The sequence below is a fragment of the Nocardia brasiliensis ATCC 700358 genome (assembly GCF_000250675.2).
GTDB classification, from domain to species: Bacteria; Actinomycetota; Actinomycetes; order Mycobacteriales; family Mycobacteriaceae; genus Nocardia; species Nocardia brasiliensis_B.
This window is the reverse complement of the sequence record NC_018681.1, coordinates 4,926,102-4,941,735: the sequence shown is the minus strand read 5'-3', so window position 1 is coordinate 4,941,735 and position 15,634 is coordinate 4,926,102. Positions and strand designations below refer to the sequence as shown.

Genomic DNA, 15,634 nt, shown 5'->3' with positions numbered 1-15,634 from the left:
AGGCGAACTCGTCTGCCGATGTATCTGTCGCGGGCGCCATTTCGTTCACGCGGCAGCGCCGGTGTGGATTTCAGGCTCGACTCAGGGGTCGAGGACCTTGCCCGGGTTGAAGAGGTTCAGCGGGTCGAGGGTGCGCTTGATGGCGAGCATCAGGTCTACTGCCGCGCCGTGTTCTTCGCGCAGGTACTTCTTCTTGGTGAGTCCGATGCCGTGCTCGCCCGTCGCGGTGCCGCCGACGGACAGGGCGTGGCGCACCAGTCGATCGGAGTACTGCTGCACCACCTCGTCGTCGTGCTCGTCGTAGGGCACGATGGTGTGCACGTTGCCGTCGCCGATGTGCCCGCAGACGCTGACCGCCAGGCCGAGTTCCGTGCCCAGGCGCAGCGCGGTATCGACGGCGGCCGCGAGGCGGGAGTACGGGACGGCGGTGTCGGTCACCATGAATCGGCGACCCGGGTGCAGCGACTTGAGCGCGAAGAAGAGATTGTGCCGGTCCTCCCACAGGGCGTAGCGCTCGGTGTGGGTGCGGGCCGCGGCGATGTCGAGGGCGTTGTGGCCCCGGTCGATTCGGGTGATCTCCGCTTCCTCGGCGATCGCCGCCGGCTCGGACGACGACTCCACGTCGATGAACAGCGCCGGGGTCTCGGCGTAGTCGGTGCCCCGATAGGCGTTGGTCGCGACCATGCTGACCGCGTCGACGAGTTCCAGCCTGCTCACCGGGAGGGCGGCGCCGAGCATCTCGACGGCGGCGTCGACCGCGTCCGTCACCGTGGGAAACGAAATCCGCAGCGAGCGTAGCCATTCGGGGATGGGGTGCAGGCGCACGGTGAGTTCGGTGATGATGCCGAGGGTCCCCGCGGAGCCGATCAGCAGATCTTTGAGGTCGTAGCCGCTGGAGGATTTGCGGACCGCGCGACCGAAGCGCGCCACTGTCGCATCGGGGAGCACTGCTTGCAACGCAAGCACATTCGCCCGCATCCCGCCGTAGCGGACGGTGGTGGTGCCGCTGGCATTGGTCGCGGCCATGCCGCCCAGCGAGGCGTCGGCCCCGGGGTCGACGGTGAACTGCAAACCGTATTCGGCTGTGGCCGAGTTCAATCGGGTGCGGGTGACGCCCGGCTGCACCGTGGCGGTGAAATCGGCAGGGGAGATGTCGAGGATCGAATTCGCCTGCGACAGATCGACGATCAGTTCGTCGTGCTGGGCGAGCAGATGTCCTTCCAGGCTTGTTCCGGCACCGCGGGCGATGAGTGGGGTCCGGGTCGTCCGCGCCCACCGCACCAGCGCGGCCACCTCGTCGGCATCGGCCGGTGCCGCGACGCCGCGCGGGCGGTGCCCCGCGCGCCCGGTCTCGTCGACCGTGAACTGGTCGAGAACCGCGGGGCGTGTGTCGATCTCGAGGGGTGGGCCGTCGAACGCGGTGGTCATCGTGCACCTCCAGCCGGGCCGCACTGGGTCGGCGCCCGTCCTCGCATCGTAGGTCGCGGCCTCAGATCGCGGGCGTCAATCGCGGCACCGGCGGCAGCGGGACGACGGTGGGCGCGGCGCGGAACGCCTGCAGCATGAGCGCGGCGAAGCGCCGGGACGCCGCGACGCGTGCGGCAAGGCTGTTCGTGCGCAGTCCGTCGTTGGCCATGATCATCAGGACGAGGTCGTCCACCAGGATGTCGGCGCGCAGCTGACCGCTGTCCTTGGCGCGGCGCAGCAGTTCGGCGGCGCCGATGAGCGAGGACGAACGGATCGCGGTGAAGTCCATCGAATGCGGAAAGGCAGCCATGATGGCAGCGCTGAAACCCTGGTCGCGCGCCAGCAATTCACACAACTTCTCGACGGCGACACGGAAACCGTGCCACGCGTCCGGGTCGGCCAGGCCCTCGTCCACGATGGCCCGGCACGCGTGCATGTGATCGGTGAACGCCTCGGTGACCAGTGACTCCTTGGTCGGGAAGTGCCGGTAGAGGGTGGCCGGGCCGACCTGCGCGCGCCGGGCGATCGCGCGCATCGGCACGTCCAGCCCATCGGCGACGAACACCGCGCGTGCCGCGTCGAGAATGCGCTCGCGGTTGTCCCGCGCGTCGGAACGGAGGGGCTGAGACAAACGAGTGGTCACCGCTCTCACTTTAGCTAAACGGACGGGGGCGTCCGTTACGTTCCGTAGGTTGGTCCAGTTTGAAAAGCGCATGGAGGCAGCAGTGAAAGCAGTGACGTTCCCGGCGTTCGGGGCGCCGGAGATCCTCGCAGTGGTCGATCTTCCCGATCCGGGTCCGGCCGCGGGCGAGGTGCTGATCGTGACCGAGGCGATCGGGGTCGGCGGTCTCGATGCGCTGATCCGCAGCGGTGCGTTGACCGCCTACGGAGCCACGCCCGGGCACGTGCTCGGCAGTGAGGTGGCGGGGACCGTCGCGGCGGTAGGGGACGGTGTCGACACCGCGTGGATCGGCCGGCGGGTCTGGGCGCACACCGGGTTGAGCGGGGGCTACGCCGAGCGTGCTGTGGCCCCGGCCGCGACAGTGGTGCCCATCCCGGCGGCGGTGTCGGCCGCCGCGGCGGTGACCCTCGGGAGTTCGGCCATGGTGGCCCATTTCGCTTTGCGCCATGCCCATTTCGCGCCGGGCGAGTCGGTGCTGGTGCGCGGCGCGGCCGGGGGCATCGGGGTGATGGTGGTCCAGCTCGCAGCCCGGCGTGGTGCGGGATCGGTCGCGGTGACGACCTCCTCGGCCGAGCGCGGCGACCGCCTGCGCAAGCTCGGCGCCACGCACGTGCTGGACCGGCACGGCCGCGGCGGGCCCGGCGCGCCGGCGGACTACGACGTGATCATCGATATCGTCGGCGGAGCGGAGGTGTCCGCGTTCCTCGGGCGGCTCGCCCCGAACGGTCGCATGGTGGTGGTCGGCGCGATGGGCGGCATGCCGCCGGCGGACTTCGCCGAGCCGATGATCGCGGCATTCCAGAAATCGCTGTCGTTCGCCACCTTCAGCGCGGATACGGTGCCTGCCACCGAGATCAGCTCGGCGATCGCCGAGCTGTTCGCCGCCGCGGCGCGCGGCGAACTGGAAGCGGTGGTGCACGAAGAACTTTCGCTGGCCGACGCGGTCCCGGCGCATCGGATGATCGACGCGGGCAAGGTGTTCGGCCGGCTCGTGCTCGTGCCCTGAGGTACCGCCGAAGCGGAGCGGCGATGCGCACCGATGAGTTCTGCCGCCCCGCCCCGTCGATACGGTGACAGACTTCGACGCGAAGGGCACACGGATGAGCACGGCGATATCGGCGGACGGCACGCAACTGGCCTACGACGTGGTGGGCGAGGGACCCGCACTGGTGTATGTCACCGGGGCGACCTGCTTCCGGAAATTCCGGCCCATCGTGGACGACGTCAAAGCGTTCGCGAAGGAATTCACCGTCTATACCTATGACCGTCGCGGCCGTGGCGGCAGTACCGACACCGCGCCCTACGATGTGCAGCGCGAAGTCGACGATATCGAGGCGATGATCGACGCGGCCGGCGGCAATGCCTTCCTCTACGGGCATTCGTCGGGCGCGGTGCTCACGCTCGAAGCCGCGCTGCGGTTACCGCACAAGGTCGATCGGGCGGTCATCTATGACGCGTCGTACGTGCACGACGCGGCGGAACGCGATTCCTACGCCGAGTTGGCCCGTAAGGTCGAGTCGCTGCTGCAAAGGGGCGAGAACTCGGGCGCGGTGAAGGAATTCCTGCGCGAGATCGGCATGCCGCGTCCGTTCGTCGCGCTGCTGCCGCTGTTTCCCGGCTGGTCCACCATGAAGGCCCTGGCACCCACCCTCAGGTACGACATCGCGCTGACCGCGGACGTGCCACCGCTGGACCGGCTCGGCGGCATCAAAGTACCGCTGCATATCGTCGCCGGTGCGAAAAGCCCGGCCGGATTGCACGATGTCGCACGGCAACTCGCCGACACCATTCCCACGTCCACGCTTCGCATTCTCGAGGGGCAGAACCATATGGTCAGCACGAAGGCGTTGCTGCCGATTCTGCGTGGATTCCTGCGCGCGCAGTGAACGCGGGTTCGGTCAGCGGACCCATTTCGCTGGATTCGCCCCGATTCGGGTAGCGATCTACTCAGGTGCGGCGCCCTGACCTGCGGTGTCATGGTGTCGAAAGATTGACGTTCGTCGAAAGACGTGACCATGTGGGTAGCGAATTCAGCGATGGCGGGAAGGGCGGCAGGCCCCCTCCCGGCGTACCCGCGGACCAGTATCACCGCGGCCACTTCCGCGGATTTGCCCGGGGCGGCCGCGCAGCTGTCGTTGTTCGGCGGATTCGAATTGCGGGTGGGCGGGGCGAAGGTGGTGTTGCCGGTGCACGCGCAGCGGGTGCTCGCTTATCTCGCCCTGCACCGGATGACCGCGGCCGAATGCGGGCGACGGGTGCTGGCCGAGCGATTGTGGGAGAACTCGTCGCCGGATCGGTCCTCGGCCAGCTTGCGCACGGCGCTGTGGCGCATCCGCCGGGCCGGACCCGCTTTGCTCGGCGGCGACGCGGAGCGCGTGCGGTTGACCGAGCAGGTCGAGGTCGACGTGGACCGGTTCCGGCGGCGCGCCGAGGTCCTGCTGGCCGGGTGCGCAGGCCCGGCGGCGAACGCGCACGCGCTGTGCACGGCAGCCGAACTCCTACCGGGCTGGGACGAGGACTGGCTGGTGCTGTTCCGCGAACAGCTGCGGTTACTGCGGTTGCACACGTTGGAGGCGGTGGCCCGCAAGGATTGCGCTCAGGGCCGCTATCCGCAGGCGATCGACCTGATCCTGCGGGTCGTCGCCGAGGAGCCGCTGCGCGAATCGGCGCAGGCCATCCTGATCGATGCCCACCTCGGCGAGGGCAACGCGGCCGAGGCGCGCAGGCAGTTCGACCTCTTCGCGGCGACGCTGTGGCGCGAACTCGCGCTGCGCCCGTCGGCCGAGCTCGGGCGGCGGGCCGGCGTCCGGGTGTGCACGGCGACTACGCGTCGTTGACGCCGGCGCGTACGGCACCGGGGCATGCTGCGCGGATGCCGGCCGATTTCCGCAACGCACCACCGCCGACACCGATCGGCCGGCTGCGCGCGGTGCCGATGCATATCGAGGAACTGCGCGCGGTCGTCACGCTCGACGCCGCGACCGGTGCCGGATCCGTCGAGGCGACCGTGGACTACGTCGTCGGCCCGCACGCGGGAGCACCGATCTTCGACCTCCGGCAGACGGTGCGCACCGCCCGGCTCGACGGAACTCGGCTCGATCCCGTCGAGTTGGCTGCCCACGATGTCGGACCCGGTGCGCACAGCTCGATCCGGGTCGTCGGCCGTACTCAGGCCGCCGGATCGTCACATCGGCTGAGCGTGACCTACCGGCTCGATACGCCGGACGCCGATCTCGGCGGGGCCTATCCGCCGGTGCTGCACTGGTCGAACGGGCGGGTGCGCTGGTCGTTCGGCATGTCCGATCTGTACGCGGGCCGGTACCTGGAGGCCTGGTTCCCGTCGAACCTGCCGTTCGATCAATTCCCGTGGACACTCGAATTACGGGTCACCGGAACGACGATCGCCCATTCGCTCATCACCAACGGCGCCGCGACCGTGGTCGGCGCCAACGCCTGGACGGTTCGTTTCCCGTCCTGGTTCACCACGATGTCGTCGCTGGTCGAGCTGCGACCGGCCGACTCGGTCGTGCTGCGCTCGACGATCGTGTCGCTGCCGGTGTCCGGGCGGACGGTGGTCGTGGAAACCTGGAAACTCGTTGGCGGTCAAGAGAATCTGCCCGCGCTGCACGCTCGGGTCGGCGCACTCCTGGCGGAGTACGAGACCGCCTTCGGTGCGTTCCTCGGCGATCGATTCGTGTGCCTGTTCCACGGCGCGGGCGGCGGCATGGAATACGCGGGCGGGGCGACCACCGCGGCCGGTGCGCTCGGCCACGAGGTCTTCCACTCGTGGTTCGCGCGCGGACTGAGCCCGGCGGCGCAGACCGACGGGTGGTGGGACGAGGCGTACACCAGCTTCCGGGACGACGGCGACACGCGCACCGAGGGTTTCGACTTCACCCGCGCGCCGGTGCGGCTGTGCGCGCGGCAGCCGTTCCAGCGCACCACGCCGACGGCGGCGTACGACGACGGCAGCCGATTCTTTCGCGGTGTGGCGCAATGGATCGGCGCGGCCCCGTTGCGCACGCTGATGGGGGAGCTGTACCGCGCGCGCCGCGGGACTCCGGTCAGCACAGCGGAATTGGTCGCACATCTGGTATCCGGTTCCGGTGCCACGGATCTCATCGACGCCTGCCACCGATTCGTCTACGGCTTCGCGGAGTCGACGCCGGACGCACGCCTGGTCTTCGGGCCGGCGCCGAGCTTGTGGAACCGGCACGAGGACGACCGGATGGCAGTCCACCTGAATCCGAAAGCCGGACGGGACAACTGGATTCACGCCCGGATAACCAACACGGCGGCAGCCGGGCCGTGCCGCTGCTTCGTCGTCACCTTCGCGTTGCGAGCCACCACCGGCACACCGCCCACCTTTCCCGTCGACTTCTTTCCCGCGCAGACGGCGACGGTGGATTTCGAACTCGCGCCGGGCCGTTGGCGCACCGTTTCGGCCAGGCTGCCCGCGGCGCTGCTGCCCGCGCGCGGCACCAGGGTGTCGGTGCTGGCTTCGGTGCACGCGCGCCGCTCACATCCGGCGTCGGGCACCCATGTGTGGGAGCACGCGGCGCTCGCCCAGCGCGACCTGACGATCGACTGAGCGGGACGCGGGCGCAGGTGGCGGCGGGGCTGCCATGCCGACCCGCCCGAACAACTCCGGTGACGGCCGGATGCTCAGTTCGGTCCACAGCAGATCCGCGAACAGGGCCAGCTGCCTGCGCGCCTCGACCACATTGCCCTCGCACAGATGTGCCTCGATGAGCGCGGTCTGCGCCGATTCGCGCAGCGGTTCCTCGGCGACCACGGCCAGCATCGCCTCGATCGCCTCGTGGTAGCGACCCCGCGCCGCGAGCTCGCGCGCGTCCGTTTCGAGGGCGTGCAACCGCATCTGCCGCAACTGTTCTCGCGCGAGCAGCAGCCAGGTCTCGTCCCAGCCCGGCAGCAGTTCGCTGGTACGGGCGAGCAGGGCGGCGCGGTCGCGTGGGCAGTCGGACTGCGCGCTCAGCATGCGCTCGGCGTTGCCCCGGAACTCGTGCACGTCGACCGTCACGTCGGCGCCGAGCCGCACCCGGCCGCCGGTGCCGTACACCAGCGCGGGATCGACCTGCCGGATCCGCCACAGGGCGGTGCGCAAACTCGCCCGGGACCGGTCCGCGGTGGCGTCGGGCCATAGGCGTTCCGCGAGCACGCCGCGCTCGCAGTCGGGTTGGGCGATCTGGTCCAGCGCCAGATAGGCCAGCACGCGTCGTGAATGCTGCGGCAGGGCAACGTGGTTCGCGTCTACACGCAGCGCGAAGCCGCCGAGCAGGCAAATGGCGACCGCCATCGGATCATCCCTCCGTCACCGGCCGGAACGCGGCCGCGTGCGCTCAGCGTGGCGACCTGGTGCTGCGCGCGCGTCAACGCCGCGTCAACGCCGCCCCCTCGGCATTGACGGGAGTTGGTATGGCCGCGCGCGACCGTGGTCCGGTGAGTGGACCCGAGAGCAGAACGATCGTGGTGCGGGCCTGGCGGGACCGGGGACGGCTGGTCATCCGCGTACTGGCCGGCTCCGCCGAGCCGGACTCCGCCCAGGAGTGGGTGTTCGCCGACATCGACGCGTCGCTGGCGCGGGTCGCGACCTTGCTCGCCGAACTGAGCGAAGATCGCGCGCCGGGGGAGACGAAGCGTTGACGTTCGCGCACACCGTGGCCGCGCACAGTGACGCGAAACGCCCGTCGTTTGCGGAGGTGACCACAATGCGCAGTGACTCATACACCGAGTCTCGCGGTGCTACCGAGGATTATGTCTCGCCCTTTTCCGGGCTCTCGCCCTTCGGTGAGGCGGTGGACGAGGCGGCCGAGCAGCCGACGGCCGCCCCGGACGAGTCGCCGTTCGAAAGTTACTCGTTCACCGAATCACCCTTCGGGGAGCACAGTTACTCGGCGGCGGACGAGCAGTCGCAACTCGCCACCGAGTTCCTGGAGGCACTGCACGACGAAGAATTCACCGAGGCGCTCGAGCAACTGCTCGACGAAGGAGCCGCGCGCGCTCTCTCCGATGCCCAGCAGTGGTCGCTGCCGCCGTCGGAGTCCGAGTGCCGGGAGTCGTTGCAGGAGTGGCTCGCACCGCTGATCGGCGAATGGGAACGCACCATCGACAGCTTCGCGAGCGGACTGGAGAACGCCGATCTGCACGGGCTGGCCGAACAGGAACTCGACGAACTGCTCGACTCGCTGGAAACGCCGGCCGCGCTCGGCTCGGAGGTGTTCGAGAACTTCCTCAGCAAGATCACCCGCAAGGTCAAGTCGGTCATCAAGCAGAAGATCCGGCAGGCGGTCGGGTTCGTCCGCAACCCGGTCAAGGGCGTGCTCAACGTCGCGAAGAGCGGGCTGAAGACGATCAAGAGCGGACTGCAGGCCGTCGGCAAGCACGTGCTCGGGCCGATCCTGCAGCGGCTGAAGAAGATCGGGCTCTCGCTGCTCAAGGGCGTCGTCGCGAAACTGCTCAACCCGCTGACCCGGATCCTGCCCGCCGAGATCCGGCCGCTGGTACCGATCGTGGCCAAGCGGCTCGGGATCGGCGAGGCCGCCGACGAGACCGCGGACGAAACCGACGAGGCCGCCGACGAACTCGGCACTGCGGCGCTGATGGCCGAGGATTTCGACCACCAGCTCTTCGCGATGTTCACGGCCGAGGAGCACGACGAGGCCGACGCGCAGGAGTACGACGAGGCCGATGCCGAAGAGCCTGAGGCGAATACGGTCGCCGAACTCGACGACGCCCGCGCCCGGCTCGCCGCCCAGCTGAGCGCCTACACGGGCGAGGACCCGCCGATCGCCGAGATCGAGCAGTTCGTCCCGGCGGTCCTCGCGATCCGGCCGCTGCTCAAACTGGGGCTGAAAGTGACCGGGGCGCGGGCGAAGCTGATCAATCTGATCGCCCAGCCGCTGGCGAAGCTGATCAAGGGAATGGTCGGTCCCGACGCCGCCCGCACCATCGGCAAGATCGCGGGACAGGACCCGTCGGTCCTGATCGCGCGGGCGGTGGTCGGGGTCGGTTTCACCGCGCTCGGCCTGGAAGCGACCGGCCAGGAGGAAGATACGATCCCCGGCGAGGCGCTCGCCTCGGCGGTCGAGGCGACGGTGACACGTGTGCTCGAGGAGTTACCCGAAGCAGCGTTCACCGATCCGCTCCAAGTCAGTGCGGCGGTGCAGCGCGCCTTCGCCGAGTCGGCCGCCGCGTACCTGCCCGATCGGCTGCTGCGCGCCGACCTGCCCGAGCGGGAAACCGCGGAGGAGGGCGGCTTCTGGGTGATGCTGCCGCGCTCGACCGGACCGCGCTACCGATTCCGCAAGTACACCAGGGTTTTCGCGGTGCCGATCCCGCGGCAGGTGGCGCGGGCGGTGCGCTGGAACGACGGCGGCACGCTGGAGTCCTATCTGCTCGACCGTGGTGTCGATCGGTGGCCGGTGCAGGCCGAGATCGACCTGTACGAGACCATGCCCGGCACCATGCTGGGGCATCTCACCCGAGACGAAACCCTGCCCGCGGCAGAGCAACCGGCCGCGGAGGAGTATCAGCCGCTCACCGCGGAGGCCGCGGGACTGCTGCTGCGCGAACCCGCGCTCGGTCGCCGTCGCCGGGTCGGGACCGCGCCCGGCGCCTATCGACCCGTGCCCGGCCAGCGGTACTTCCGGGTGCGCGTCGCGAAACTGCCTGCGCGCAAGGGTCGTCGGCCACGCAGGCTCACCACGGTGCGCTGGGATCCGGCCACGAAGCGGATGCGGATCGTGATCAAACTGTCCGAGCGGCGAGCCCGGGCGATGCAGGCCCGCCTGCAACGCGCCGCGCCTGCGGGACAGCGCGATCTGCCCGCCGTGCTGTCGGCGTTGCGCGAGATCTTCTTGCCGCGCTTGCAGTATCGGATCGCGCGGCGCCTGGTGCAAGCCAAGCTGCTGACCGAACCGGTCGCGGCGGCGAAACTGGCCGGCGATCTGACCGCCGCGACCAGTACCGGCATCGCCACTTACCTCGCGCAGCGGGGTGCGCAGTTCGCCGCCGCCGTCGCCGATCCGGCGGACGGCGTGACGCTCACGGTGACTTTCCCGGGTGTAACGGCGGATTCGGGGCAACTGCCCGTCGCCGAGGTTGTCGCCACGCCGGGAACGAAGTGATGGACGCCCGATTCGCCACCGAGACCGCCGCGCTCGCCGCCGAGGCGCGGCACTGGCGGCGCGCGTGCGCGGCACTGGGCGACCTCGAGGTCAGCGCGTCACCGGTGGCGTGGCGCGAACTGGAGTCCTACCTCGGGCTCAGCGTTCGCGCTAGCCTCACCGGCCAGGCGCGCAGGCTCACCGCGCAGGCGGACCGCACCCTGTTCACGATCAAAGGTGTGACGGCACCGGCCGACCTGAAAACCGCACGCGCGGAACTGCTCAGGTTGCGCCGCCGGTACAGCCGCGCGGAGGCGGTCGTCGACTTCTACTGCGACGCGGTGAACACCAGGACGAACCCGCGCACCGCGGCCGTGCTGCGCGGGCTGGATGCCTTGGCCGTGCACAGCATGGATCAGGTGCTGCGGCCGCTCGGCATCGACACACCGCCGGTGCTCACCTATCTCGACAAGGGCATGGGCGCGTCGATCCTGCGCTCGGGCGCCCGGCTCTGGGACGCCTCCCTGTCACCGGCGGCCGCGATCAAGATCACCCGGCACAATCTGTGGCAGCCGACCTCCCTGGTGCACGAGACCGGCCACCAGGTGGCGCATTTGACCAGTTGGACAAAGGAATTGGCGGCGGCCCTGCACGCGGCCCTGGCGCCGCACAGCGCGCTCGCGGCAACCGCTTGGCGCAGTTGGGCTTCCGAGGTGGCGGCCGACGTCTACGCCTTCAGCTTGCTCGGATACGCGCCGGTGCCGGCCTTGGCGACCGTCGTGGACGGTCCGTCCAGCCAGGTGTACCGGATGCCGTTCGGCGACCCGCATCCGGTCTCGGCGCTGCGGGTGCAGTTCAACGCGGCGTTGTGCCGGAGCTGGTTCGGCGCGGGGCCATGGGACGCGCTGGCCGCTCGCTGGCAGGCCAGACACCCACTCGCGCACGCCTCTTCGGAGGTCGGCGCGATCGTCGCGGCCAGCATGCCGCTGCTGCCCACGATCGCCGAGGTGTGCACGCGCAGGCCGATGCGAGCGTTCCACGGCGTGCCGCTCTCGGCGCTGGCCGACCCGCGACGGGTGTCGCCGGCCGAACTGAACCGACTGGCCGACCGCGCGGGTGCCTCGTTGTACACCTCGACCTACCTGCAGCGGGTCGAGCCGATGCGAATTCTGGCGCTGACCGTGCTGCGCGGTCTCGAATCGTCCACCGCGCCATCGGAAATGGAGACATGGCTGCGCCGGATGGGTGGCGGCGACCGCGTCGCCGCCTGAACGTAGGAGATAGGAGACCGACATGGACAACGAGCCAGGCAAGGCGGCGGTGGACATGGATCAGCTGATCCAGTTGTTCACCGGCGTGCTTCAGCAGTACCGGCAGCAGGAGAGCGCGGCGCCGAGCACGCTCGCGGAAGGCAACGACTTCACGCTGTCGATCTTCTCGGAGCTGCAGTACGGGTTGCAATCACGCAACCTCTCGGCGAAGGGACCGATCGACCAGCGATTGCCCGCCTTGGTCGACGTCGAGCACAAACTGCTCGAATTCCAGAAGGGCCTGCCGAGCTACGCGGACCGGATCGCCGTGATCCACCGCGGTGCCCGCGGCCCGGAAATCCTCTACGTCTACGACGAGATCCGCAGGGACGGCGGGAACGGCGACGGCTGCGGGTCGAATCCGACCTTCGCGATCACCTATCCCGCCGAGGCGGTCGCGGCGCAGATCCAGGACTGCAAGGGGAAGGTCCGGGCCGTCACCTTCGTGACGTACGGGCCGGTCAGCTCCGGGTCCGGGGGCGGCGTCTCGCTCACGCACTCCGATTCGCCGCAGGCACTTTAAGGAAGGCAGCGCCATGTTCCGACAGTTGGCTACCAAGCTCCCCAAGCTCACCGACCCGCTGACACCCGCCGACGCGGTCTTCACCTTCCACCCGGAGCAGTTGAGCCGGTGGCTGGACGAGATCTGGGCGCAGGGCGGAATCACCGTCTGGCCCAAGGTCTTCACCGAGACCAAGGTGCCGCTCGGTGACCCGGCCGCCGTCAAGTTGACGCAGCTGCCGGACAACTTGATCAAGGAGTCGTTCAAGTCCGGCGTGCACGGGCCCACCACGGGGACACCGCCGTTCCCGCCCCCGCTCGGCTACAACCCGACCAACGATCCGCAGGTGGTGCCGCTGTGGGACCACATGTTCTACGCGTACCTGGTCGAAAGCACCGGCGCCGTGGAGATTTTCGCGGAGGTGGTGCGGCGCTACGTGGTCGGCGAGACGCTGCCCGCACCCTCGGTCGAAACCATGGCCTGGGTACGCGCCACCGAAGAACTGTTCTTCCGCGACCCGCCGCTGTTCCGGGTGGGCGGGTTGACCAGCCAGCTGCGGCCGGATGCCCGGGTGAACCGGCGCAACGCGTACTGGCGCATGTTCGGACTCGATCTCCCGCATCCGGCGCCCGGTGCGGACAGCCAGGCATGGAAGCGAGACGCGGGCGCCGCGAGCAACATCCGCTTCATCGAGATGTGGAACGAACTGCTGCGGCAGGTCTGGCTCGGCATCGAGAACGAGCGCAACACCTCCGGCTCGAACCCGACCGACGCCAGTTACATCGGATACCTGTGCCAGACGCTGGCCGAGATGCTGCGGTTGCGCAGGCTCGGCGGGATGCTCTCGCGCGAAGAGTTCAGCTACGTCTGCCTGCTGAACTGGTTCCATCTCACGGTCGACTACGAGAGCGCCGTGGTCCGGGATCTCAGCGCCAACGCGGGCATCAGCGGCGGCAACCCGGCCGATCGGCTCGCGACGATCGGCAGGCGAGTCGGCGTGGCGCCCTCGCGTCAGGCGCGGGAACTGTTCGAACTCGCCACGCTGGTCTCCCCGCTGCTGTGGGCGATCGAGCTCGGGGTGTTCGACGAACAGTCGCAGGCCGAACTGCTGTATCGCTCCACCGGCGTGCCGGGGCCCGGCCCCGCCCAGACGATGAACCGCATCATCGATCTGTGGCAGTCGGCGACTGGTGAGCGGGTCAAGGATCTGGCGGTCACCATGCGCCGCAGCACGAATCAGGTCCGATCGGCACAGCCGACGAAACTGCTGCCCGCCGGCGTGCTGTCCGGCACCACCGCACCCTCGGCACCGGCGGCGCCGGCGGCGGCCGCGACGAACGGACATCGACGAGTTGCCCCACGGCTCTGAGCCGCTGGGACGTCGAGCCTTTCGCCATCGCGCGATACCGATTGGAGCCTGATATGAGTACCGTTGCCGAATCATCGATCTTCGCTTCGCCCGAGGCGACGCCCGATACCGGCGTGTGGCCCACGCGCGAAGACGTCTTCGCCGAAGACGTGGGTGCGCTGGAGCACGACGGCGAAACCGGCTGGCAGAACGAGGATTCCGACACCGAGTTCGACGAAGCCGGGGATACCGAGGCGGACTACGCCTACGGGACCGAGTGCGACCGCGAGGACGCCGGCCAGGAGGACGCTGTCTTCGAAGTAGACAGCGAGGCAGCGACTTTCGAGGCCGCAGACGATACGGAAGCGGACTACGGGAACGCCGGCTACGAAGGCGGGGTCTACGAAGAGGTCGACTACGAGAACGCCGACTTCGAGGATGCCGACTTCGAGAACATCCACTATGAGGAGGCCGACCACGAGGAAGCCGACTACGGGGAAGCCGATTACGAGGATGCGGATTACGAAGACGCGGATTACGAAGACGCCCAGCCAGTCGCGGTGACACCCGGCCGGTTGCTCGTGCACCGGCATCCCCAATTGCGTGCGCACGCGGGCACGCCACCGGATCTGCTGATCGAGTGGAACGGCATGGTCGAGCCCTCGGTGGTCGATGTGGTCGTCCACTTGCACGGCTACTCCGGTCACGGCGCGGCCATGCAGATCGTCAAGCACAAGAAGCCGATCAGCGGACTGGATTTCACCGATCCGGCCAAGCCGGGAGTCGCCGGACGGACCGTCCCGACGTTGCTGATCCTGCCCCGCGGTCACCATCAGCCGAAGGGCAATCCGGCACGCTACACGTTCCCGGCGCTCACGAAACCCGGTGCACTGCAAGCGCTGATCGATGACGCGCTGGCCCGTTTCGGCGCGGCGACCGGAACGAGCGTACGGCGCAATCGGCTGATTTTGACCGCACACTCCGGCGGTGGAGCGGCGCTGATGTCGGTCCTGGGGCACACCGATCCGGACGAGGTGCACACCTTCGACGCGCTGTACAACGATCCGAAAGCGTTGATCGACTGGGCGCGCAAGCGCATGGCGGCGGGTACCGGCGCGCTGCGGGTGCTGTACCGCCCCGGTGAGGGCACCGCGCGGGCCAGTGAGCGGGTCGGGGCGGCGGTCCGGGCGGCCGGTTCGCCGAACTTCCGGGTGGAGCGAACACGGGTGCCGCACAACGATATTCCGCGTCGATTCGGCTGGCAGCTGCTCGCCGACGCGTCCGCGAACCTGAGCGGCGGGGTCCTCAGCCGGGAGGCGGCCGACGAGAGCACCGAGGAGCTGTGGACGCCGCAGGAGGGCGACGGCGAATACTGGGGCGAGACCGGTTGGGAATCCGAGGATTTCGCGGGGGAGTCGATCGCGCAGGAGTGCGGGTGCCGGTGCAAGGACAGCGAATCGTTAGAGGAAGAAGCTCCGCCCGCCCGCGCTCGCCGGATGCTCGGCAAATGCAAGCCGGTACAGGACGATCTGAGGCCGGAGGCGCCCTGGAGCGAGATGCAGCAGCGATTCCGCAAGCGCTGCAGCCTGACCAGTCATCGCCTCGACGCCAAAGCGGCCATCGATTGTGCGTGCGCGTTCGGCGATCCGCGCGATGTGGCGCTGTTCTCGATGGCGCGTGTGATCGCCGCGGGGCCGCTCGCGGCCCGGCTGTTCGCGCACTTCCTCGGTGCCAGCGGTGCCGAGGTCACCATCGACGTGGCCGACATGATCAAGCGGTCGGCCGGCGTGCGGGAGAAGATCCGCAAGTCGATCGCGCGCGGTGGCGACATCGGCTTCACCCGGCTCGAGCAGAGCGAATATCGCGACAGCGACCTGCAATTCGCTTATGGCGCGATCGACTGCGTGCAGTGGCGGGTGCTGCCGTCCGCGCCCAAGGATTGGCGGAAGAAGCCCGCCACCCGGATCGAGATCTCGATGCTGGACTACTACGAATTCCATCCCGCCCGCCCCGGCGTCAGCCAGTGCGCGCACGCCGCGTGCGTCGAGCTCGTCGCGCGGGGGCAGGCGAAGAATTTCTGGACCAGCGGCAGCACCGTGGTCACCCTCGCGGACCTCGGGGTGCGTCCCGCGCCGCCCGCGCGGCCGCCGCGGGAGCGCCGCCCCCTCCACCAGAGCACCTACTGAGACGTAGGGAGGC

The 15,634-nt window shown here is 69.2% G+C and carries 13 protein-coding genes; 10 read left to right on the top strand and 3 right to left on the bottom strand.

The features are described from left to right. Positions 1–81 precede the first annotated feature (81 nt). The gene (locus tag O3I_RS21890) at positions 82–1,428 is read right to left on the bottom strand and encodes an FAD-binding oxidoreductase (RefSeq protein WP_014985161.1); all 1,347 of its coding nucleotides are present in this window, start codon (positions 1,426–1,428) and stop codon (positions 82–84) included. A 61-nt stretch (positions 1,429–1,489) separates the two neighbouring features. Further along, complete coding sequence (locus tag O3I_RS21885) at positions 1,490–2,110, bottom strand: TetR/AcrR family transcriptional regulator (RefSeq protein WP_237748107.1); 621 nt, start codon at positions 2,108–2,110, stop codon at positions 1,490–1,492. Between the two features lie 82 nt (positions 2,111–2,192). Here O3I_RS21885 and O3I_RS21880 point away from each other — a divergent pair, with 82 nt between their 5' ends. The 4 genes from O3I_RS21880 to O3I_RS21865 all read left to right on the top strand — a co-directional run bounded on the left by O3I_RS21880 (position 2,193) and on the right by O3I_RS21865 (position 6,740). Then, positions 2,193–3,155 (top strand): zinc-binding dehydrogenase, encoded by a 963-nt coding sequence (locus tag O3I_RS21880; RefSeq protein ID WP_041562766.1) that lies wholly within the window; start codon positions 2,193–2,195, stop codon positions 3,153–3,155. 94 nt (positions 3,156–3,249) lie between these two features. Further along, positions 3,250–4,035 carry an alpha/beta fold hydrolase gene (locus O3I_RS21875; RefSeq protein ID WP_014985158.1) on the top strand — a complete coding sequence of 262 codons (786 nt, stop codon included), beginning with the start codon at positions 3,250–3,252 and terminating at the stop codon, positions 4,033–4,035. 150 nt (positions 4,036–4,185) lie between these two features. After that, positions 4,186–4,986 (top strand): AfsR/SARP family transcriptional regulator, encoded by an 801-nt coding sequence (locus O3I_RS21870; RefSeq protein ID WP_014985157.1) that lies wholly within the window; start codon positions 4,186–4,188, stop codon positions 4,984–4,986. Positions 4,987–5,021: 35 nt separating this feature from the next. Beyond that, on the top strand, positions 5,022–6,740 hold the full coding sequence (locus O3I_RS21865) for a hypothetical protein (protein WP_014985156.1): 1,719 nt from the start codon (positions 5,022–5,024) through the stop codon (positions 6,738–6,740). Here the strand turns inward: O3I_RS21865 and O3I_RS21860 are convergent. Further along, complete coding sequence (locus tag O3I_RS21860) at positions 6,669–7,466, bottom strand: AfsR/SARP family transcriptional regulator (RefSeq protein WP_148282697.1); 798 nt, start codon at positions 7,464–7,466, stop codon at positions 6,669–6,671. The genes O3I_RS21865 and O3I_RS21860 overlap by 72 nt on opposite strands. 143 nt (positions 7,467–7,609) lie before the next feature. Here O3I_RS21860 and O3I_RS21855 point away from each other — a divergent pair, with 143 nt between their 5' ends. From O3I_RS21855 to O3I_RS21830, 6 genes are all read left to right on the top strand, one after another. Continuing rightward, on the top strand, positions 7,610–7,813 hold the full coding sequence (locus tag O3I_RS21855; RefSeq protein ID WP_148282696.1) for a hypothetical protein: 204 nt from the start codon (positions 7,610–7,612) through the stop codon (positions 7,811–7,813). A gap of 65 nt (positions 7,814–7,878) precedes the next feature. Then, positions 7,879–10,296: a hypothetical protein gene (locus tag O3I_RS21850; protein ID WP_148282695.1), complete on the top strand. Its 2,418-nt coding sequence runs from the start codon at positions 7,879–7,881 to the stop codon at positions 10,294–10,296. After that, on the top strand, positions 10,296–11,546 hold the full coding sequence (locus O3I_RS21845; RefSeq protein WP_014985152.1) for a hypothetical protein: 1,251 nt from the start codon (positions 10,296–10,298) through the stop codon (positions 11,544–11,546). Before O3I_RS21850 ends, O3I_RS21845 begins: the two co-directional genes overlap by 1 nt. A 22-nt stretch (positions 11,547–11,568) precedes the next feature. Then, positions 11,569–12,108, top strand: a complete 540-nt coding sequence (locus tag O3I_RS21840; protein WP_014985151.1) for a hypothetical protein — start codon at positions 11,569–11,571, stop codon at positions 12,106–12,108. A gap of 13 nt (positions 12,109–12,121) precedes the next feature. Further along, on the top strand, positions 12,122–13,456 hold the full coding sequence (locus tag O3I_RS21835; protein ID WP_014985150.1) for a hypothetical protein: 1,335 nt from the start codon (positions 12,122–12,124) through the stop codon (positions 13,454–13,456). A gap of 53 nt (positions 13,457–13,509) precedes the next feature. Further along, a complete protein-coding gene (locus O3I_RS21830) occupies positions 13,510–15,621 on the top strand; it encodes a pentapeptide repeat-containing protein (RefSeq protein WP_014985149.1) in 2,112 nt (703 codons plus the stop codon). Positions 15,622–15,634: the final 13 nt, after the last annotated feature.